The organism is Streptomyces sp. MJM8645, assembly GCF_001625365.1.
In the GTDB taxonomy this organism is placed as follows: Bacteria; Actinomycetota; Actinomycetes; order Streptomycetales; family Streptomycetaceae; genus Kitasatospora.
In genome coordinates this window covers 6903928-6924288 of the sequence record NZ_LJJF01000001.1, presented here as the reverse complement: position 1 = coordinate 6924288, position 20361 = coordinate 6903928, and the positions used below count along the sequence as shown (strand labels likewise).

Annotated in this window: 17 protein-coding genes and 1 pseudogene; 9 read left to right on the top strand and 9 right to left on the bottom strand. The window is 74.7% G+C overall.

Annotated elements, in window-relative coordinates; translation table 11 throughout:
• Positions 1 to 113: 113 nt before the first annotated feature.
• The gene (locus A6F73_RS29180) at positions 114 to 2180 is read left to right on the top strand and encodes an MDR family MFS transporter (protein WP_063350502.1); all 2067 of its coding nucleotides are present in this window, start codon (positions 114 to 116) and stop codon (positions 2178 to 2180) included.
• Between the two features lie 187 nt (positions 2181 to 2367).
• Here the strand turns inward: A6F73_RS29180 and A6F73_RS29175 are convergent, their stop codons facing one another.
• Together A6F73_RS29175 and A6F73_RS29170 are read right to left on the bottom strand one after the other, a co-directional pair.
• Positions 2368 to 2934, bottom strand: a complete 567-nt coding sequence (locus tag A6F73_RS29175; protein WP_079136112.1) for a GNAT family N-acetyltransferase — start codon at positions 2932 to 2934, stop codon at positions 2368 to 2370.
• Between the two features lie 50 nt (positions 2935 to 2984).
• Entirely contained in the window at positions 2985 to 4022 is a 1038-nt protein-coding gene (locus tag A6F73_RS29170) for an aldo/keto reductase (protein ID WP_063350501.1), read from the bottom strand.
• Between the two features lie 135 nt (positions 4023 to 4157).
• Between A6F73_RS29170 and A6F73_RS29165 the strand changes: the two genes are divergently transcribed.
• The gene (locus tag A6F73_RS29165; protein WP_063350500.1) at positions 4158 to 4838 is read left to right on the top strand and encodes a TetR/AcrR family transcriptional regulator; all 681 of its coding nucleotides are present in this window, start codon (positions 4158 to 4160) and stop codon (positions 4836 to 4838) included.
• A 597-nt stretch (positions 4839 to 5435) separates the two neighbouring features.
• Here A6F73_RS29165 and A6F73_RS44430 read toward each other — a convergent pair.
• Positions 5436 to 5987, bottom strand: a pseudogene (locus tag A6F73_RS44430) (TerD family protein); the annotation flags it as partial.
• Positions 5988 to 6195: 208 nt separating this feature from the next.
• On the opposite strand from A6F73_RS44430, the gene A6F73_RS29155 reads away from it, so the two are divergent.
• Positions 6196 to 7455 (top strand): hypothetical protein, encoded by a 1260-nt coding sequence (locus A6F73_RS29155; RefSeq protein WP_063350498.1) that lies wholly within the window; start codon positions 6196 to 6198, stop codon positions 7453 to 7455.
• A 75-nt stretch (positions 7456 to 7530) separates the two neighbouring features.
• On the opposite strand, the gene A6F73_RS29150 is transcribed toward A6F73_RS29155, so the two are convergent.
• Positions 7531 to 8031: an inorganic diphosphatase gene (locus A6F73_RS29150; protein ID WP_063350497.1), complete on the bottom strand. Its 501-nt coding sequence runs from the start codon at positions 8029 to 8031 to the stop codon at positions 7531 to 7533.
• A gap of 107 nt (positions 8032 to 8138) precedes the next feature.
• Between A6F73_RS29150 and A6F73_RS29145 the strand changes: the two genes are divergently transcribed.
• The 4 genes from A6F73_RS29145 to A6F73_RS29130 all read left to right on the top strand — a co-directional run bounded on the left by A6F73_RS29145 (position 8139) and on the right by A6F73_RS29130 (position 12004).
• Positions 8139 to 8957, top strand: coding sequence for a hypothetical protein (locus A6F73_RS29145; RefSeq protein ID WP_063350496.1), 819 nt, complete (start codon positions 8139 to 8141; stop codon positions 8955 to 8957).
• Positions 8958 to 9092: 135 nt separating this feature from the next.
• Positions 9093 to 9302: a ferredoxin gene (locus A6F73_RS29140; protein WP_063350495.1), complete on the top strand. Its 210-nt coding sequence runs from the start codon at positions 9093 to 9095 to the stop codon at positions 9300 to 9302.
• Complete coding sequence (locus A6F73_RS29135; protein WP_063350494.1) at positions 9292 to 10659, top strand: FAD-dependent oxidoreductase; 1368 nt, start codon at positions 9292 to 9294, stop codon at positions 10657 to 10659. The genes A6F73_RS29140 and A6F73_RS29135 overlap by 11 nt, the downstream gene beginning before the upstream one ends.
• 127 nt (positions 10660 to 10786) lie before the next feature.
• Positions 10787 to 12004 (top strand): cytochrome P450, encoded by a 1218-nt coding sequence (locus A6F73_RS29130; RefSeq protein WP_063350493.1) that lies wholly within the window; start codon positions 10787 to 10789, stop codon positions 12002 to 12004.
• Between the two features lie 69 nt (positions 12005 to 12073).
• Here the strand turns inward: A6F73_RS29130 and A6F73_RS29125 are convergent, their stop codons facing one another.
• The 4 genes from A6F73_RS29125 to A6F73_RS29110 form a co-directional block, all read right to left on the bottom strand.
• The gene (locus A6F73_RS29125) at positions 12074 to 13957 is read right to left on the bottom strand and encodes a CocE/NonD family hydrolase (protein ID WP_079136111.1); all 1884 of its coding nucleotides are present in this window, start codon (positions 13955 to 13957) and stop codon (positions 12074 to 12076) included.
• Complete coding sequence (locus A6F73_RS29120) at positions 13954 to 14379, bottom strand: cupin domain-containing protein (RefSeq protein WP_079136110.1); 426 nt, start codon at positions 14377 to 14379, stop codon at positions 13954 to 13956. Before A6F73_RS29120 ends, A6F73_RS29125 begins: the two co-directional genes overlap by 4 nt.
• A gap of 139 nt (positions 14380 to 14518) precedes the next feature.
• The gene (locus tag A6F73_RS29115; protein ID WP_063351639.1) at positions 14519 to 15253 is read right to left on the bottom strand and encodes a Mut7-C RNAse domain-containing protein; all 735 of its coding nucleotides are present in this window, start codon (positions 15251 to 15253) and stop codon (positions 14519 to 14521) included.
• A 189-nt stretch (positions 15254 to 15442) separates the two neighbouring features.
• Positions 15443 to 16708: an MFS transporter gene (locus A6F73_RS29110; protein WP_063350492.1), complete on the bottom strand. Its 1266-nt coding sequence runs from the start codon at positions 16706 to 16708 to the stop codon at positions 15443 to 15445.
• Positions 16709 to 17036: 328 nt separating this feature from the next.
• On the opposite strand from A6F73_RS29110, the gene A6F73_RS29105 reads away from it, so the two are divergent.
• On the top strand, positions 17037 to 19400 hold the full coding sequence (locus tag A6F73_RS29105) for a molybdopterin cofactor-binding domain-containing protein (RefSeq protein ID WP_079136108.1): 2364 nt from the start codon (positions 17037 to 17039) through the stop codon (positions 19398 to 19400).
• Between the two features lie 29 nt (positions 19401 to 19429).
• Positions 19430 to 19894 (top strand): (2Fe-2S)-binding protein, encoded by a 465-nt coding sequence (locus A6F73_RS29100; RefSeq protein ID WP_063350491.1) that lies wholly within the window; start codon positions 19430 to 19432, stop codon positions 19892 to 19894.
• 53 nt (positions 19895 to 19947) lie between these two features.
• Here the strand turns inward: A6F73_RS29100 and A6F73_RS29095 are convergent, their stop codons facing one another.
• Positions 19948 to 20340 (bottom strand): hypothetical protein, encoded by a 393-nt coding sequence (locus A6F73_RS29095; RefSeq protein ID WP_063350490.1) that lies wholly within the window; start codon positions 20338 to 20340, stop codon positions 19948 to 19950.
• Positions 20341 to 20361: the final 21 nt, after the last annotated feature.

The window sequence follows — 20361 nt, the reverse complement described above, 5'->3', positions numbered from 1 at the left end:
TCGTGGACGGCGCGGCCCCGGAGCCGCCAGCCGGGCTGCGCCGCCCGCGCCGCCGCTCACCCGGACGGCCGAACCCGATCGCGGCCTCTCCCGGCGCCCCGGAGGCTGAGGACATGAACGCCGCCACCGAAACCCCGCCGACCGCCCCGCCGGTGCTGGACGTCCGGCAGCGCAACGTCGTCTTCGGCACCATCGTGCTCGGCATGCTGCTGGCCGCGCTCGACCAGACCATCGTCGGCACCGCGCTGCCCACGATCGTCGCGGACCTCGGCGGGGCCGCGCACATGTCGTGGGTGGTGACAGCCTACCTGCTGGCCGAGACGGTGGCCACCGTGCTGGCCGGCAAGTTCGGCGACCTGTACGGGCGCAAGCTGCTCTTCCAGGTCTCGGCGGTCGTCTTCATCACCGGCTCGTTCCTCTGCGGCCTGGCGACCAACATGACGCTGCTGATCGCCTGGCGGGCGCTCCAGGGCATCGGCGCGGGCGGCCTGATGGTGACGGCCATGGCACTGATCGCGGACGTCATCCCGCTGCGCGAGCGCGGCAAGTACCAGGGCGCGATCGGCGCGGTGTTCGGCGTGGCGACGGTCATCGGGCCACTGCTGGGCGGGCTGTTCACCGACCACCTGTCCTGGCGCTGGGCGTTCTACGTCAACGTGCCGATCGCGATCCTGGTGGTGATCGCGGCCGCCCGGACCATCCCCTCGGTGCGCTCGGCGGTGCGCCCGGTGATCGACTACCTGGGGATCGCACTCGTCGCGATCGGCGCCAGCGCCCTGATCCTGGCGACCAGTTGGGGCGGCAACGAGTACGCCTGGGGCTCCGGGGTGATCATCGCCCTGTTCGCCGGCGGCGCCGTCGCCCTCGGGCTGTTCTGCTGGGTGGAGAGCAGGGCCGTCGAACCGATGCTGCCGATGCGGCTGTTCCGGAACCCGGTGTTCGCGGTCTGCTCGGTACTCAGCTTCATCGTCGGCTTCGCGATGCTCGGCGCGCTGACCTTCCTGCCGACCTTCCTGCAGTACGTCGACGGCGACTCGGCGACCGTCTCCGGCGTGCGGACGCTGCCGATGGTGATCGGGCTGCTGCTCGCCTCGATCGCCAGCGGCAACGCCGTCAGCAAGACCGGCAGGTACCGGGTGTTCCCGATCGTCGGCACCCTGGTGATGGCCGTCGGCCTTTACCTGCTCTCCCGGCTCGAACCCGGCACGGGCACCGCGCTCGCCTCCCTCTACATGTTCGTGCTCGGCGTCGGCATCGGGCTGAGCATGCAGGTGCTCACCATCGCCGTGCAGAACACCGTCGACTACGCGGACCTCGGCACCGCCACCTCCGGGGTGACCTTCTTCCGCACCATCGGCAGCTCCTTCGGCACCGCCGTGTTCGGCACCATCTACGCCAACAGCCTCAAGACCGAACTCGCCCGGGGCGTGGCCTCCTCGGCCCACCTCACCGGCGCGGACCCGGCACTGCTCACCCGGGCCGCCGAGAGCCCGCAGGGCCTGCACCGGCTGCCCGCCGCGCAGGCGGCCCCGATCATCCAGGCCTACTCCGACGCCCTGCACACCGTGTTCCTGTGGACGGTGCCGGTCGCCCTGGTCGGGTTCGTGGTCGCGCTCTTCCTCAAACAGGTGCAACTGCGGGACACCGCCCGGGCCGGCTCCACCGACATGGGCGAGGGCTTCGCCCAGCCGACCACCAGCGACTCCGACCCGCACCTGGAGTACGCCGTCGGCAAGCTCGTGCGCGGCGTGGACCTCGACACCGTCCGCTCGATCGTCGACGACGCCGACACCCGGGTCGACCTGGCCGGGGCCTGGGCGCTGATGGAGGTCGCCGGCCACACCAAGGCCGTCGGCCAGGCCTCCCTGGACCTCATCGCCGCCCGCAAGCGGATCCCGCCCGAGGTCCTGGAGCCGGTCTTCGACCGGATGGCCGCCGAGGGCTACCTCACCCGCGACGGCGACCGGCTCTCCCCCACCGACGCCGGCTCCCAGGAGGTCCGCGTCCTCGCCCAGGCCTGGTCGGACTGGCTCAACGCCCGGCTGGACGCCGACGCCGGCCGCCCGCGCAGCCCCCAGCTGCGCACCGCGGCGACCGCCATCGCCTGGCGCCTGATGGTCGAGGACCTCGCCAACGGCCTTCCGGCCCACGCCCGTTCGAAGGCTGCGGCGCGAACCTAGGGCGTGTCTTCAAACTCCCGCCTGCGCGCCGACGCCGGGGCACGCACCTCGCCGCGTTGTCGTCAGTCGCCAATACTCCGCATGGACTCCCTCCTCCGCCTTGCGATGCACGCACCCCAACGCCGCCACGCCCGCCCTCCGGGCGGACGACGGGAGTTTGAAGACACGCCCTACGCCGCCGCCAAATCTAGGGCTTCCTCGCCAGGATCAGTTCGCGCCGCACGCCGTCGGCCATCAGGTCGCCGGGCTCGTCGGTCTCGGCGAAGCCGTTGCGGCGGTAGAGGGCGATGGCCGCGTCGTTGTCGGGGTTCACCGCCAGCTTGAGGGTGGTGAACCCCTGCTCGGCGGCCCAGCGGGCGATCGCGCCGATCAGCCGGTCCCCCACGCCCCGGCCGCGCGCCGCCGGGCCGACCCACAGGGAGATCAGCTCGGCGGCCGCCCCGCCCTCGTCGGCCGGGACGCCACTGGCCATCGCGACCGGGCGGCCGTCCAGCACCGCGACCAGGTCGAGGGCGCCGGGGATCTCCAGGCGGGAGCGCCAGCGGGCCTCGTGGTCGCCGGCGCCCTGCCAGTCCGCCAGGGTGGAGCCGAAGGCGTACGGCGCCTCGGTCAGCGCGGCCAGACGCAGCTCGCGCCAGAGCGCCCAGTCGTCGGAGCCGAGCCGGCGCAGGTCGGGTTCGCGCAGGTCGGGTTCGCGCGGTTCCGGTTCGCGCGGTTCCGGTTCGTGCGGTTCGGGTTCGTGCAGTTCGGACATGGTGCGGACCTTGCCGCAGGCCGGGCGGCACGGCAAGCGGATTACCCGGTTCAGCCCACGAGCGGCGGGTTGAGGCGGGCGAAGGCCTCCTGCCGGCGGTAGGGGAAGTACGGGTACGGCGCGGTGCGGGCGCTGGCCGCGTCCAGCCGGGCGACCTGCTCGTCGGTCAGCGACCAGCCGACCGCGCCGAGGTTCTGCCGCAGCTGCTCCTCGTTGCGGGCGCCGATGATGACCGAGGAGACGGTCGGGCGGCGCAGCAGCCAGTTGATGGCGATCTGCGGGACGGTGCGGCCGGTCTCGGCGGCGATCCCGTCGAGCGCGTCGACCACCTGGTACAGCAGTTCGTCCTCGACCGGCGGGCCGTAGTCGGCGGTGTCGTGCAGCCGGCTGTCGGCCGGGAGCGGTCGGCCGCGCCGGATCCGGCCGGTGAGGCGGCCCCAGCCGAGCGGGCTCCACACCAGGGCGCCGACGCCCTCCTCCTGGGCGAGCGGCATCAGCTCCCACTCGTAGTCGCGGCCGACCAGCGAGTAGTAGACCTGGTGGGCGGCGTAGCGGGGGCGGCCGTAGCGCTCGGCGACGGCGAGGGACTTCATCAGCTGCCAGCCGGAGAAGTTGGAGACGCCGGTGTAGCGGATCTTGCCGGCCCGGACGAGGTCGTCGAGGGTGGACAGCACCTCCTCGATCGGGGTGCCGGCGTCGTAGGCGTGCAGCTGGAAGAGGTCGAGGTAATCGGTGTCGAGGCGGCGCAGCGCGTCGTCCACGGCCCTGGTGAGGCGGGCCCGGGAGGTGCCGGCATCCTGCGGGCCGTCGCCGGTCGGCAGGCCGGCCTTGGTGGAGACGAGCACCTGGTCGCGGCGGCCGCGGATGGCCTGGCCGAGGACCTCTTCGGAGGCGCCGTCGGAGTAGACGTCGGCGGTGTCGAAGAGGGTGACTCCGGCGTCGATGGCGATGTCGAGCAGGCGGCGGGCCTCCTGGACGTCGGTGGTGCCCCAGGCGCCGAACAGCGGTCCCCGGCCGCCGAAGGTGCCGGTGCCGAGGCTGAGCGCGGGGACCTTGAGGCCGGACGAGCCGAGCCGGCGGTATTCCATGGCGGTTGTCGTGCTGGTTGTCGTGCTGGCTTCCATGGCAGTTCTCCCCTCAGAGCCCTTAACGGGACTCCCATTCCGTTAGGATGGTTCGACCCTAGCAGGGCGCATCGACCTAATGGAACAGGAATCCCGTTAATGACTGCCGAGCCCTCCGCGCCGGACGCCCCGGACGTTCCAGAGACCCCGGACGCCCCGGACGGCCCGGAGACCCCCACGCCCGGGGCGCGGCGCCCCGGCGGCCGCACCGCCCGGGTCCGCGCCGCCGTCCTGCGGGCCGCCGAGGACGCCCTGGTCGAGCACGGCTTCAGCGGGCTCGACCTCGGCGACGTCGCCCAGCGGGCCGAGGTCGGCCGGACCACCGTCTACCGGCGCTGGGGCACCACCAGCGCGCTGGTCGCCGACCTGCTCGCGGACATGGCCGAGCAGTCACTGCCGCGCACCCGCAGCGGCTCCCTCGCCGAGGACCTGCGGGCCAACGCCCGGCTGGTCCAGCGCACGCTGGCCGACCCCCGGCAGGGGGCGCTGTTCCGCGCGGTGATCGTGGCCGCCACCTGCGACCCGGGCACCGCCGAGGCGCTGCGGCACTTCTACCTGCGTCGGGTCGAGGAGTGGGCGCCGTGCGTCACCGAGGCCGTCGACCGCGGCGAACTCCCGCCGGACACCGACGCGTTCGAGGTGGTCCGGGCCGTCTCCGCGCCGCTCTACTACCGGATGCTCACCACCGCCGAGCCGCTCGACGAGGCCGCCGCCGACCGCGCCGCGGCCGCCGCCGAGGCGGCCGCCCGGGCGGGGGCGCACCGACGGGAGGGCATCTGAGAACGTCCGGGAACGCCGCCGGCCGCGCAGTTCGTCGAACTGCGCGGCCGGCCGGAGGGCTGGCGGTCCAGGGGCACCCTGGGGAACGCCCTAGAAGAAGCTGTCGTCGTCGCCCTCGTAGTAGTTGTTCACGACCACCTCGGGCGTGTCGTCGCTGAACGCCTCGTTGAGCAGCGCGCCGCCGACCAGGCCGGCCGCGCCCGCGCCGATCAGCGCGCCGGTGCCGAAGCGGCGTCCGCCCTGGCCCGGCTGGCCCTGAGCGGGCTGGCCCTGGACCGGCTGCGGATAGCCCTGCTGGACCGGCTGCGGGTAGCCCTGCTGCGGGGTGTAGAACGGCGGCACGGTGGTCTGCACCCGCTGGGCGCAGGCGGCGCAGGTCTCGATCTGGCGCGGCACGCCCCACTGCGGCGACCACAGCACCGCCGTCGAGCCGAGGCCGTGCGAGGGGTCGAAGAAACACGTCACGGGGGAACTCCCTGGTCCTGGCTGGGTCATCGGGGCAGCGGGCGCCACGGCGGGCACGGCGGGCGCCATGGCCGGCGCGGCGGGCACGGCCGGAGCCGGCGCGGGCACGGGGGCAGCGGGCGCCGACTGCAGGACGTCCACCCCGAAGTCGGCGGCGATACCCGCGAGCCCCGACGCGTACCCCTGCCCGACGGCCCGGAACTTCCAGTCCGCGCCGTGCCGGTAGAACTCGCCGAACACCATCGCCGTCTCGCTGCCCGCCTCGGCCGCCACGTCGTAGCGGGCCGCCTCGGCGCCGCCGTCCGGGTCGGTGAGCCGGATGTACGCGCCGCGGACCTGGCCGAAGCTCTGGCGCCGCTGCACCGCGTCGTAGACCGCGACCGCGAAGACGATCTTCTCCACCCCGGCCGGGACGTCCGCGAGCCGGACGTCGATCTGCTCCTGGTCGTCGCCGCCACCGGCGCCGCCCTGGTGGCGGACCGAACCGTCCGGGCTCTGCAGGTTGTTGAAGAAGACGAAGTGCTGGTCCGAGACGACCTTCCCGGAGGCGTCGCAGAGCAGGGCGCTGGCGTCCAGGTCGTACCCGGCGCCGGCCGTCCAGCCGAGGCCGACCCGTACGACCCGCAGCCCGGGGGCCTGCTTGCCCAGGGAGACGTTGCCGCCCTTCGTCAGGGCCACACTCATGACACTTCCTCCGCCACCGTTCGAATGACCGCTGTTTCCACTGTTCGACCACGACAACGCTGTAGAGCTCGCGCCGGTTCCCGACTTCCCGTCAGTGCTGGACGGGACGTTCCAGCAGGCCACGGGCCCGCGGCGCGGTCTTGCCGGCCGGGGCGCTCGGGCGGGGCGCCCTGGCGAGGTGTCGGCCCCCGACCTATTGTCAGGTGACATGACACGCCTTCGTCGCGCCGCCACCCTGGCCGCCGCCCTCAGCGGCACGCTCGCCGCCCTGCTCACCCCGGCCGCCGCCCAGGCTGCCCCGGCGGCCTGCCCGGTCGTCGCCACCGCCCCGGTGGACACCGAACAGGCCCGGCTCCAGGACCAGCGGACGACCGCCTTCACCGAACGCTCCGGCCTGCGCGACCTGCTCCGGGGCTTCCCCGCCGCCCTGTGCGCCGCCCGGAACGCCCGGCAGGCGGAGCGGGTGGCGGGCGCCTGGGGCCGGGCACTCTGGCAGGCCGGGGTGGACCGGGCCCAGGGCCGGCGGCCCAGCGGCGAACTCCCCGCCCGCGACGACCGCCCGCTGTACTGGACCAGGCTCGCCATGACCGTCCAACTGGCCCGCTGGCAACCCGGGTTCGATGTCGACCCGGCCGACCTGCGGGCCCGCTTCGAGGACGCCTCCCGAGGCCTCGACGACGGCTTCACCGCCGCCCCCGGCATCCGGCGGATCTTCGTCAGCGGCTTCGACCCGTACGGCCTCGACACCGAGCCGCGCCGCGCCAACCCCTCCGGCGCCGCCGTCCTGCAACTGCACGGGCGGCGGATCACCCTCGCCGACGGCAGCCCGGCCGAAGTCCGGGCCGTCCTGCTGCCGGTCCGCTACGGCGACTTCGACGACGGCGTCGTCGAGCGCGCCTTCGGCCCGCACCTCGCCCCCGGCCCGCAGGCCGCCGACCTGATCACCAGCATCAGCCAGGGCTACCCGGGCCTGTTCACCCTGGAGGCCTGGGCCGGGCGGGCCCGCTCCGCCGATCCCGCCACCGACAACACCGGCACCCTCTCCGGCGGCACCCGGCAGCACCCGGTCACCGCCCCGGGCCTGGACGACGGCCCGGAGTTCATCCGCACCACCCTGCCCACCGACGCCATGACGGCCGTCCAGCAGCCCTACCCCGTCCGCCTCAACACCACCGTCACCGAGATCCCCGAGGGCGGCGTCGACCCCGTCGACCGCGCGGACGGCCCCACCCCCGGCTCCCGAGCCGTCGCCGGTGGCGGCGGCGGATACCTCTCCAACGAGGTCGCCTACCGCTCCAACCGCCTGCGCCTCGACCTCGCCCCCGACCTCCCCGGCGGCCACCTGCACACCCCCGTCCTCACCGGCCTGCCCGCCCAACAGGACCGCCTCACCGCCCCGGAGTTCGAGCAGAACGAGGCCGCCATCGCCGACCAGGTCCGCGAGATCCTGCGCCACGCCCGGTTCTGAGCCCCGGCGCCACGCCCGGTTCCGAGCCCCGGCGCCACGCCCGGTTCCGAGCCCCGGGCCCGCGCGGCGGGCCGGCTACACCGGCCGGGCGAAGCACGTCCCCGCCGCGCGCGCCCGGGACTCGGCGATCTGCGCGTACGCGGCCTCCCGGTCCGCCCAGTGCGAGCCCTCGACCGACTTGCCGCGCTCCAGGTCCTTGTAGACCTGGAAGAAATGGGTGATCTCCAGCAGGTCGAACTCGCGCAGGTCGCCGATGTCCCGCAGGTCGCCGTAGCGCGGGTCGTGGGCGGGGACGCACAGCACCTTCTGGTCCGGCCCGCGTTCGTCCCGCATCACCCACATGCCGACCGCCCGGCAGGTGATCACGCACCCCGGCACGGCCGGTTCGCCGCCGAGCACCAGCGCGTCCAGCGGCTCCGCGTCGCCGCCGAGGGTGCCCTCGACGTAGCCGTAGTCCACGGGGTAGCGGGTGGCGGTGAACAGGGTGCGGTCGAGGCGGATCCGGCCCGCCGCGAAGTCCATCACGTACTTGTTCCGCGACCCCTGCGGGGTCTCGATCAACACCTCGAACTCCACCGCGGCCTCCTCCTCTGCGTCTGGGGAGATTGTCCGCCGTCCCGGCCGTCCGGGCACCCTCCGCAAACGCCCTCCGCGGCCCGGCGGGGTCCGTTAGCATCCGGATCATGGGGAGTTGGCGTGTCACCGTCCAGAACCACCACCGGCGCAGCGGCGGGCGGCCCCAGGGGCGCCCGGAGGGGCCGCTGGCCCGCCGCGGCGACCTGGCGCTGTACGGCCGGAACGGCGAGATCAGCTGTGTCGACGCCGAAGGCCTGGTCCGCTGGCGCCGCCCCTGCGCGGGGCGCCCGAACGCGGCCCACCTCTCCGGCGGCCGGGCGCTGGTCACCACCGACTCCTTCGAGTACACCGCCTGGGGACACCTCGGCCCGGCCCTGCTGCTGGACCTCGACGACGGCGCCCTGGTCGCCGAACTGCGCGGCGAGCGCGGCACGGCCCTGGGCGACGGCCGCTTCGTGCTCGGCCTGGAGGGCTACGGCACCTTCGACACCTGGGCCTACGACCGGGACGCCACCCTGGTCGACTCCTGGCGCAGCTACGGCCACTACGTGGTCGGCGACGGCCTGCGCGTCGTCGAGACCGACCGCCGCCGGCCGACCGGGAGCCGGGTGGTGCGGCTGCTGCCCGGCGGGGGCATCGAGAGCGGCCCGCTGCTCGCCGACCCGCAGGCTCCCGCGCCGGTGGTGCTGGCCGACGGCACCGTCCTGGTGCTGGACGCGGGGGTGCTGCGCGCCGTCGGGCGCGACCTCGACGCCACCGTGCTCGCCGAACTGCTCCCGCTGTCCGGCGACGACCTGCACCGGTTCACCGGCACGCTGCGCCGCACGGCCGACGGCCTGGCCGTGACGCTCGTGGAGCGCCACCCGACCCGGATGGGCGGCTACACCACCCACCGCTGGACCCTCGGGCTGGAGTCGCCGAACTAGCGCGCCGGGCTGGTCCCCGGGCCCCCGGCGTTCCTCGGCGGCCACTCTCCGCGACCGCTCCCACGGAGCAGCACCGGGCGCGCGGCCGCTCCGGCGGCGGTAGGACGGACACAGACGTGCCCGGGAGGAGAGACCGTGAAGATCGTCGTCGACCTCAACCGCTGCCAGGGCTACGCGCAGTGCGCGTTCCTCGCTCCCCGAGTGTTCGAGCTGCACGGGGAGGAGGCCCTGCTCTACACCCCGCAGGCCCCCGAGGACCAGCGTGACCGCGTCCGGCGGGCCGTCGCGGCCTGCCCGGTGCAGGCCATCCTGGTCGAGGAGGAGGACCGGTCCGATGTCCGATGACCTCAAGAACGGCCGGATCGTCATCGTCGGCGCCTCGCTGGCCGGTCTGCGCGCCGCCGAGACGCTACGGGACGAGGGCTTCACCGGAGAGCTGACCGTGGTCGGCGAGGAACGCCTCCCCCCGTACGACCGGCCGCCCCTGTCCAAGCAGGTGCTGCTCGGACGGGTGCGCGCCGAGGAGACCGCGCTGCCCCGGCGCCGCGAGGTGGACGCGCAGTGGAAGCTCGGCGTCCGCGCCACCGGTGTGGACGGGGACGGCAAGCAGGTCCTGCTCGCGAACGGCGAGCAGCTGCCCTTCGACCGGCTGCTGATCGCCACCGGCACCCGGGCCAGGCCCTGGCCGAAGGCCGAGCAGGCCGCACTCGACGGGGTGTTCACCCTGCGCACCGCCGAGGACGCGGCCGGCCTGGCCGAGCGGCTGGACGCCGGCCCGAAGCGGGTGCTGGTGATCGGCGCCGGGTTCACCGGCTCCGAGATCGCCTCCGCCTGCCGGGAGCGCGGCCTGGCGGTGACCGTCGCCGAGCGCGGCCCCGCCCCGCTGGTCGGGGCCCTCGGCGGGGCCTTCGGTGCCCTCGCGGCCAAGGTCCAGCTCGCCCACGGGGTCGACCTGCGCTGCGGGGTGACCGTCTCCGCGCTGACCGGCCGCGCCGGCCGGCTCACCGGCGCCGAGCTCTCCGACGGCAGCCGGATCGAGGCGGACGTCGCCGTGGTCGCCCTGGGCGCCGTCCGCAACACCGAATGGCTGGCCGAGTCGGGTCTCGCCGCCGGTCCGCGCGGGGTAGCCTGCGACGCGGGCTGCCGCGCCTTCAACATGTACGGGATCGTCACCGACGACGTCTTCGTCGCGGGCGACGTCGCCCGCTTCCCGCACCCCCTCTTCGAGTACCAGCTGCTCTCCCTCGAACACTGGGGCAACGCGGTCGCGCAGGCCGAGGTGGCGGCGCACAACATGGTCAGCCCGGGGCCGCAACGGCGGCCGCACCTGAGCGTGCCGTCCTTCTGGTCCAGCCAGTTCGGGCTCAACATCAAGTCCGTCGGCGTGCCCACCTTCTCCGACCACGTGGTCCTCGCCCAGGGCTCGGTCGAGGAGCGGCGGCTCGTCGCGGTCTACGGGTACCGGGGCCGGATCACGGCCGCCGTCAGCGTGAACCGGGCCAAGTGGCTGGAGCACTACCAGCGGCTGATCGAGGCCGCCGCGCCGTTCCCGCCCGACTGGGACGGCGTCGAGCCGCCCGCCTCCCGCATCCCGGTCCCCTCCGACGTGCCCGACCCGAAGGTGCTCTCGCACGGCCCGACCGTCGCCCTCACCGGCCACCTGCCCGACCGGCGGCTGACCCTGCGGCGCTGGGGCGGCTGAGCCCACCCGCCACCGCTCGACGGGCGCACGCCCACCGGGCCCCGCCGCCCGTCGAGGACCACCACCACCGCCGCCGCCCGTCGAGGACCACCACCACCACCGCCGCCGCCCCGAGGAGCCACCGCGCATGGCCGCCGCCGACACCCTGTTCCGCCGGATCACCGACTACGCCAACCGCGCCGACCCCTACCCCCTGTACGCCGAGCTCCGCGACCACGGCGTGGCCCGCCAGGACGACGGCAGCTACCTGGTCGGCACCTACCACGAGGTCGCCGCGCTGCTGCACGACCCGAGGATCAGCTCGGACCGCCGCAACCGCACCGTCCCGGACGAGCTGCAGGGCAGCGTCCCGGTCGCCTTCATCGGCCGGGACGACCCCGAGCACGAACGGCTGCGCACCATCGCCATGCGGCCCTTCGGCCCGCCCCACGCGCCCGACCGGGTCGACGCCATGCACGACGAGATCGCGCGGATCACCGGGGAACTGGTCGACGGCCTCCGGGGCCGCGACCGGATCGACCTGGTCGAGGACTTCGCCTACCCGCTGCCGGTCACCGTCATCTGCCGGCTGCTCGGCGTGCCGCGCGAGGACGAGCCGCGGTTCCACGCCTGGTCCGAGACGCTGATCGCGGGCTTCGACCCCACTCCCGACAGCGATCCGTCCGAGCGCCAGCAGGCGGCCACGCAGGCCCGGATGGAGATGGGGCTGTACCTCGGCGAACTCGCCGAGAGCCGCCGGGGCAAGCCGTCCGACGACCTGCTCTCCGCCTTCGTCAACGACCCCGGCCCGTCGGGCGGCTTCACCCAGACGGAACTGATGGCCACCGCGGTCCTGCTGCTCATCGCCGGGCACGAGACGACCGTCAACCTGATCACCAACGGCGCGCTCACCCTGCTGCGCCACCCCGAGAGCCTGGAACTGCTGCGCGACAAACCGGAGTTGATGCCGCGCGCGGTGGAGGAGCTGCTGCGCTACGAACCCCCGGTCCAGCTGTTGCCGCAGCGCACCGCGCTCACCGACATCGAGGTCGCCGGGGTCACCGTCCCCAAGGGCGCGCCGCTGATCCTGGTGCTCGCCGCCGCCAACCGGGACCCTCTCCGGTTCCAGGAGCCCGACCGCTTCGACCCGACCCGCCCGGACAACCAGCACCTCGGCTTCGGCAGCGGCGTGCACAGCTGCTTCGGCGCACCGCTCGCCAGGGTCGAGGCGCAGCTCGCGCTCACCGCGCTCATCCACCGCCTGGACGGCCCCCGGCTGCTCCAGGACCCGCCCGAGTACCGGCGCAGCCCCGTCCTGCGCGGGCCCCGGCACCTGCCGCTCACGCTCTCCGGGGTCAGGGACTGAGCAGCCCGGGCCCGGGAGGCGGCATCGGCCTCCCGGGCCCGGGCGCGTTCGGCGACGACCGGACCGGGCCTACGGGGTGCTGCGCACCACCGGCAGCTCCAGGAAGGACGGGTCGGCTCCGCCGTGCCCGATCCGGTAGCTCGCCCGGCCGTCGGCCGGGAGCAGTTGGAAGGAGTCCGGGTTGGCGGCGGCGACGGTGAGCCGGATCCGCTCGCCGGCCCGGAAGAGCACCGCGACGGGTTGCAGGTCGATGGTGACCTGCCGGGCCCGGCCCTGCGGGAAGGGCGCCGCGTCGGTGGCCGCGTAGCTGCGGGGCGTGCGCAGCCGGCGCCAGTCGGGGTTGTCGTCCCGGTCGGCCACGGCCCGGTCGGCGAGGGCGAGTTGGCCCTCGGTCAGGTAGGTGACCCGGCCGTCGGGGGCGACGTCCTCCAGGTAGACGTGCAGGGCGCCCTGGGCGGTGCCGTCGAGGCCGGTGACGTCGAGCGTGACGCGGCCGTTGCCGGTCACCCGGGTGTCGCCGGTCAGCGGCGGGGTGGTGTAGCTGAGGAGTTCGGCGTCCACGGCGGCCCGGTCGGGGTAACTGACCTGGTTGCCGGTGAGGTTGGTGTTCCAGCGGTCCAGTGGGCCGGTGCCGGCGGTGGGGTCGAGGCGCAGCAGGTCGGCGCCGGGGCGGTCGTCCGGCTCGGGCCGCCGGCGGCTGAGCGTGGTGTCCTCGCCGAGGTAGAGCCGCTGCGGGCGGGTGCCGGGCAGCGGCCAGCGGGTGGTGGTGCGCCAGACGCCCTCGTTGAAGGTGTAGTAGTGCAGTTGCCGGGTGCCGTCGGGGCGGCCGTCGGCCCGTACGTAGCGGTCGAAGAAGTCGAACGTCCGCTGGGCGATCTGGGCGCGTTCCTGGTCGGTGAGGTGGCGGGCGGGCTGGAAGGGGTCGGCGAGGTAGCCCTGGCCGTGGCTCCACGGGCCGATCCAGGCGTCCTGGGTGTTGGACAGGCCGGTGAACTGGGAGAGCACGCCGTTGGCGGTGCCCGCGTCGAGCCAGCCGGCGTCGGTGAGCACGGGGACGCCGCCGGCCTCGACGGCGTCGGCCTTCTCGCCGACGCTGCCGACCGTCCAGCTCTTCGGGCCGTCCTGGTAGTCGCGGTAGACGCCGGCCTCGGCCATGTCGACCAGGTTGGCGTTGCCCGCGTGCTCGGCGCGCGCGGCGGCGAGCAGGGCCGGTCCGTCCGGGCCGTCGACCGGCCGGGGCACGGCGCCGGTCAGGCCGGTGGCCGCGCAGACCTGCCGGGTCTGCTCGTCGGTGTCGCAGGTGGTGCCGCCGGCCTGGTCGAGGATGCGCAGCAGCAGCGCGTACGGGGCGATCCGGGGCTCGATGAGCAGGCCGCCGGGGCGTACCAGGTCCTCGTACGGGTCGAAGTCGTAGGAGACCGGGGCGGCGGCAGTGATGTGGTGGTTGCCGAGGGCGGTGGCGAGCATCGCGGTGTCGCCGCCGTAGGAGACGCCGGTGGTGCCGACCCGGCCGTTGGACCAGGGCTGGGCGGCGATCCAGTCGCTGAGCGGGCCGCTGTCGGCGACGGTGTCGGCGCCGAGTTCGGAGCTCAGGGTGCCGAAGGAGGCGCCGGTGCCGCGCAGGTCGGCGACCACGTAGGCGTAGCCGTGGGCGTTCCAGCCGTCGGCGTCGCTGCTGCGGCCGCCGTTGCCGGGCGCGCCGGGGTAGACCCGGGCCCGCCAGTAGCGCTGGGTGACCAGGACGGTGGGCAGGTTCGCGCCGGCCGTGGTGCCCTCGGGCAGCCAGACGTCGACGGCGAGGCGGACGCCGTCGGGCATCGTGACGTAGCGCGACTGGAGGTGCGGCTCGGCGGCCGGGGCGGCCGCGGCGGGCGCCACCGAGAGTCCGAGCACGGCCGTGGCCGCGACGAGCGCCGCCAGCGGGCGGCGCAGGATCCCCCCTGCCCGGCTCACCGGGAGGTCGCCTTCCAGGGGCCTTCCTCGGGCCTGGCCTCGGTGTCGGTGCCGGGCCAGGGCGGCATGGTGACGGCGGCGATCCGCAGCGGCCGGTCGGCGTCCTCGTCGGCCCGGAACTGGAACGCCGTGCCGAGCGGGATCGAGGCCGCCGTCCCGGGCACGAGCCGGACGGTCTCCTCCCGCCCGCCCTGGCGGCGCCACAGCTCCCCGGCGCCCTCGACGACCTGCCACAGCTCCTGCACGGTGGCGTGCGACACCGCGTGCGACACCTGCCCGGGGGCGAGCTCGAACACCGCGAGACTCCCCTGTCCGTCCAGGACCAGCAGCGGGAACACCGCGGCCCCGTCCGGTGCGCGCACCACCTCGACGTCATCGACGTCCGCTGTCTGGAACGGTTGTTGCACTGGCTGACTGCTCATCCGACCCGGCCTCTCTCGCGTCACGGAGTACCTTGGTCTCGTCCCCCACCGCCGATGAGAACACGCCTCTGCGCCCGGCCGCCACCCTGAGATGTCCCGTAGTTCGACGCGCCGACCTCGCGCCGGTCTCGCGCCGGTCTCAGCCCCCGGCGGGTGTGCCGAACTCGCGCAGGGCGTCGGTGACGATCGCGTCCAGCCGGGCGTGGTGGGCGCCGCGCCAGTAGGCCTGGCCGCAGTCGACGCACTGGGCGAAGACGTCGTAGGAGCGCTCGGTGCCGTCCCGCAGCTGTTCGCGCACCGAGGTCTTGTCGGCCTCGCGCAGCGTGCCGTTGCAGGTGGTGCAGCGGCTCCACGGATCGAGCGGGGGCGCGAAGCGGGAGAGCACGTCGCGCAGCTGCTCGTTGGGGCGGTGGCTGTAGACGTAGGCGCCGGCCCACAGTTCGCGGCGGCGCAGCAGCCCCCGGTCGCGCGAGAGCAGGACGCGCTGCTCGGCGGCGGAGCGGGCGGCGAGCGCGGCGTCGCCGATGTCCGGGTTCTCGTAGGCGGCGTCGACGCCGAGCAGGCGCAGCCGGCGGGTGAGGGTGCCGAGGTGGACGTCCAGCAGGAAGCGCGGCGGGGTGGGCGAGGGCTGCGGCCGGTCCACGGCCCGGACGGTGACGTGTTCCTCGTCGAGCGGCACGTACGACCCGGGCACCGGCCGGCCGTCCACCAGCAGGGTGCCGACCTCGGTGAGCGGGACACCCAGGGACTCGACGACGTGGCCGAGCGTCGAGGTGCCGTCGGTGCGCAGCGCCGAGCGGCCGGCCCGCCGGGGCCCGGAGACGAAGAGGTGCAGCTCGGGGGCGAAGTCGAGCCAGATCTGGGGTCGGTCCACGCGGCCAGCATGCCAGCGGGCGGCGGCCCGGGCCACCGGTTTCCGGTCAGCCGCCGGAGCATTCTCGGGCGGGCTCGCGGTGGGGGCGGCGGGCGACTGGGGCGGGGCCTGGTGGGCGGGGCGGCGAGGAGGGCGCCGGGGCGGCGGGGAAGGCCGGTGAGAAGGGCACCCGGCCGGCGCGGGCGGCCGCTACGGGACCGCGACGGCGGAGGCGACCGGCGTCGGGCGGCCCCGGTCGCGGTCCCGCTCGGCCCAGCGGACGACCGGCCCCATCGCGTACCCGGCCGCCAGGAAGAGACCGCCCAGGACGAGCCAGCCCGCGAGCCCGCCGTCCAGCAGCAGGGTGGTCAGCAGCAGCGGCCCGAGGGTGCGGGCGACGGCCACGCCGGTGCCGAAGAAGCCCTGGTACTGGCCGATCCGCTCGGGCGGGGCGAGGTCGAAGCTGATCTGCCAGGAGCCCGCCGACTGCCGCATCTCGCCGATCACCTGGAGGACGGAGGCCGCCACCAGCAGCGCGGCGACCGCCCACACCGGGACGTCCAGGGCCGACAGGCCGAACACCGCGCAGGAGGCGAGCAGCACCACCCCGGCCGAGCGGACGGCCCGCGCGGCCGAGCCCAGGCCGGTGACGCCGCGCGCCGCCCGGACCTGGAAGGCCAGCACGGCCAGGGTGTTGAGGACGAACAGGGCCGAGCCGAGCCAGCTGATCCCGGGCGCCCGGTCGGCGATCCAGAGCGGGATGACCAGGCTGAGCAGCGGCATCCGCAGCAGCAGCACGGTGTTGACCAGCGCGACGGCCGCGTACCGGCGGTCGCGCAGGACGGCCAGCCGGGGCCCGGCGGCCGACCGGGCCGGGGCGGGCGGGGCTTCGGGCAGCCGCAGCAGGATCAGCGCACCGGCCAGGAAGCCGAGCGCCGTCACCACGAAGGCGCAGAGGAACGCGGCCCGGGTGCCGACGGTGAGCGCGATGCCGCCGACGGCGGCGCCGACGGCCAGCCCCCCGTTGAGGGTCGACTGGAGGTGGGCGAGCAGCCCGGTGCGCTGGGCGGGCGGCACCAGGGTGGCGACCAGCGCCTGCCGGGCGGCGGTGAGCCCGGACTGCGTCGTGGCGTAGAGGCAGACCGCGACCAGGAACGGCCCGTAGGAGCGGATCACCAGGAAGGCGGCGACCACCACCGCCGTGGCCAGGGCGAGCGCCACGGCCGTCCGGCGCGGGCCGCGGCGGTCGGCGAGGGCGCCGAGCGGGACGCCCGCCAGCGAGCCGAGCGCCCAGGCCGCGGCGAGGCCGGCGCCGAGGGCGGTCGCCGACATGCCGACGATGTGGGTGAAGTAGAGCGCGGAGCAGGTGTAGTAGGCGCCGTCGCCGACGGCGCTGGCCAACTGGGCTGCGGCGAGGGTCCGTTGGGGCCCCGCGGGCGGGATGAGGGCGGGCGCCGGGGCGCTGCTGGTCGACACGGGTCTCCTGGCTGGGGGCGGCGCGCGCGCCGGGTGTTCGCAACGGTTCGCGGCCCAGCCTAGGCAGGAGGCGGACCGGCGGTAAGGTCCAGTGATCACGGAACTCCTTGGTCCACTTCCGGGCCCCACCGCACCGGCGGGCGAGCCCTGAACCCCCGTACGACGGCGGCGAATCGCTCCTCCACTGGGCCCGGAACCGGCCCCGGCCGTACCGCCGCCGCCCCCTCCGTACCCGCTCCGAATCCGCCTCGCCCAACGGCCTTCGGGCATCACCGACCCCGCCGAAGGGCCAAGTTTTGCCGTATTGACCGGTCAGTAACGCCCTCCTATGCTCAACGGCATTCGCGATCCGGCACCGGGCCCGGCGCCGCCGTGCCCGCCCGATCCGCCGCCGTCATCGGCTCGAAGGGCTCTTCCCATCAGCACCTCCATCGCCCGCTCGGACGACACCGGCCACCCGGGCACCGCACGGGACGACGCCGGCACCCGCCGCCGCCGGTTCCTCACCTACCTGCTGGCCGCCCCGACCCTCACCGTCGGCGCCCGGCTCGGCCTCGACGCCGCCGCGCCCGCCACCGCGCGGGCCGCCGTCCGCGCCGCCGCGGCCGCCCAGGACGCCGCCGCCCCCTCGCAGCTGATCGGCCTACCCGGCATCCCGGACATCCTCGACCTCGGCGACGCGCTGATCGTCGCCGGCCTGCCGACCTCGCACCTGCTCGTCCTGGAACTCACCGCCGCCGGGCGCGCCGTACTGCACCTGCCCCGGCTGGAGGTCGGCCAGGGCCTCACCACGGCCATCGCGATGCTCGTCGCCGAGGAACTCGACGCCCGGATCGGCGACGTGGACGTGCCGCTCTCCGACGGCCGCCCCGAACTGCTCTTCAACCAGCTGACCGGCGCCTCCAACTCGGTGCGCTCGCTGTACGACCCGGTGCGCGCCGCGGCCGCCGCCGCCCGCGCCCGGCTGGTGACCGCCGCAGCGCGGCGCTGGAACGTTCCGGCAGACACCCTGCGCACCGCCGACTCCGCCGTCCTCGCCCCCGACGGCCGCCGCGCCGGCTACGGCGACCTCGCCGCCGAGGCCGCCGCCGTCGCCCTCCCCGCCGTGTCCAGCTCCCCCAAGAGCGCCGACCAGCTGCGCCTGGTCGGCCGGCCCACCGGCCGGATCGACGCCCGCGACATCGTCACCGGCCGCGCCAAGTACGCCGGGGACCTCGCGATCCCGGGCGCCGTCCCCACCGTGGTCGCCCGCCCGACCACCATCAACGGCACGCTCAGGACCCTGGACGCCTCCGCCGCCCGCGCCATGCCCGGCGTGCTCGGCGTGGTCCGGATCCCCAGCGGCGTCGCCGTCCTCGCCGAGACCTTCGACCAGGCGCTCAAGGCCCGCGACGCGCTGCGCACCTCCTGGAACCCGGGCCCGGTCGCCAACCTGTCCACCTCCGACATCCGCGGCCAACTGCGCGCCGCCCACGCGCCGTTCCTCATCCCCCCGCTGCTCACCCAGTACGTGGACGGCGAATTCGACTTCGCCTTCGTCAACCACGCGCCGATGGAGGTGCTGACCGCCGTCGCCGACGTGCGGCCGAACCGGGCCGAGCTGTGGTTCGCCGCGCAGGCGCCGATCGTCGCCCAGCAGGCCATCGCCGCCGAACTCGGCCTCCCGCAGAACGCCGTGACCGTCCACGTGGTGCGCGGCGGCGGCTCGTTCGGCCGGCGCCTGTTCTTCGACGCCGCCCTGGAGGCCGCCCAGATCTCCAAGGCCGCGGGCCGACCGGTCAAACTCATGTGGACGCGCAACGACGACATGCGCCACGGCCGGATGCGCCCGGCCAGCCACCACCGGATCCGGGCCACCTACGCGCTCGGCCAGGTGCTCAGCTACGAGCACCGCGCCGCCACCGTCAAGACCGACTTCCGGCACGGCCTCGGCGAGATGCTCACCGCCGCCGGCTTCAACCTCTCGCTCGCCGGGCTCAGCCTCGCCCAGGTCTTCTTCCTGCTCAGCGAGAAGAACCCGTACAACGTCGGCATCCCCACCCAGCTGCTCGCCGAAGTGCCGCTGGACATGCACACCGGCAGCTGGCGGTCGGTCTACTCCGGCACCGTCCGGGTCGCCGACGAGATCATGATGGACGAACTCGCCCGCCGGATGGGCCAGGACGCCGTCGCGTTCCGCCGCGCCCGACTGCGCAGCGCCGCCGGCCGGGCCGTCCTCGACACCGTCGCCAAGGCCGGCGACTGGGGCCGCCCGATGCCCCCCGGCCACGCCCAGGGCATCGGCTACCACGACGAGAACAGCGGATGCGCCGCCTACCTCGTCGAGCTGGACGCCACCGACCCGGCCGACCCCAGGGTCACCAAGGCCGTGATCGCCGCCGACGTCGGCCGGGTCATCAACCCCCGGGGCCTGGAAGCCCAACTGACCGGCGCCCTGATCGACGGCATCTCGGTCATCCTGCAAGCCGGCAACCACATCGACAACGGGGCCGTGCGCGAGGGCAGTTACGCCGACTTCCGGTACGCCCGGCAACGGCACACCCCGCCGGCCGTCGAGATCCACCTCATGCCGCCGAGCGGAGCCCCCGGCGGCGCCGGCGAGTTGGGCGTCCCGGCGGCCTCCGCCGCGGTCGCCAACGCCTACGCGCGCGCGACCGGCACCAGCCCGCGCTCCTTCCCGATCAACTTCTGACTCCCCCAGCCAAGGAACCCCACCACCCCATGCCCACCCACACCTTCGTCCTCAACGGGCACCCCGTCACCGTCGAGGCCCCGGACGACATGCCGCTGCTCTGGGTGCTGCGCGACAAGCTCGGCGTCACCGGCCCCAAGTACGGCTGCGGGGTGGGCGTCTGCCGCGCCTGCACCAGCCACCTGGACGGCGAGGAGTTCCAGCCCTGCACCCGCTCCGTCAAGGACTGCGAGGGCCACCGCGTCACCACCATCGAAGGCCTGGCCGACGGCGACACCCTGCACCCCGTCCAGGAGGCCTGGCTCGGCTGCGACGTCGCCCAGTGCGGCTTCTGCCAGCCGGGCCAGATCATGACCGCCGTCGCCCTGCTGCGCCGCACCCCGAACCCGACCGACGCGGACATCGACCAGATCCAGAACATCTGCCGCTGCGGCAGCTACCCGCGCATCCGCGAGGCCATCAAGCAGGCGGCGGCCCGGCAGTCCTCCGGCTGACGGCACGCCACCCCGCCCGGGGCACGGGCGGGGTGGACGGGGTCAGCGGGTCGTCAGCACTCCCGCAGGCCGTTGTGGAAGTACCAGTTGCCGTCGGCGTACGCACCGTAGACGTAGGACGTCGGGATGAAGGTGCCGTTCGTGCCGGCCACCTGGTACCAGACGTTGCCCTGGCTGTTGATGTCCTCGCCCCGGGTCCAGCACTGGATGTAGATCTCGTCCGACGACCACGAGTACGACCCCAGGTCGCCGGCGGTCTTGGACGCCCAGGAGTACGGCTGCGAGTAGACGCCCACGCCGTGGCCGCTCGCGTGGTAGCGGAGCGCGTACCAGCCGTCGGCGAACGCGCTGCCCGCCGAGACGCCCACCGCGCCGGCGGCCACCGCCACCACGGCCGCCGCGGTCGCACCACGGCGGCCGATCTTCTTGAGGATGCCCTTGGTCATCTCAATTCCCCTTTTCGGTCG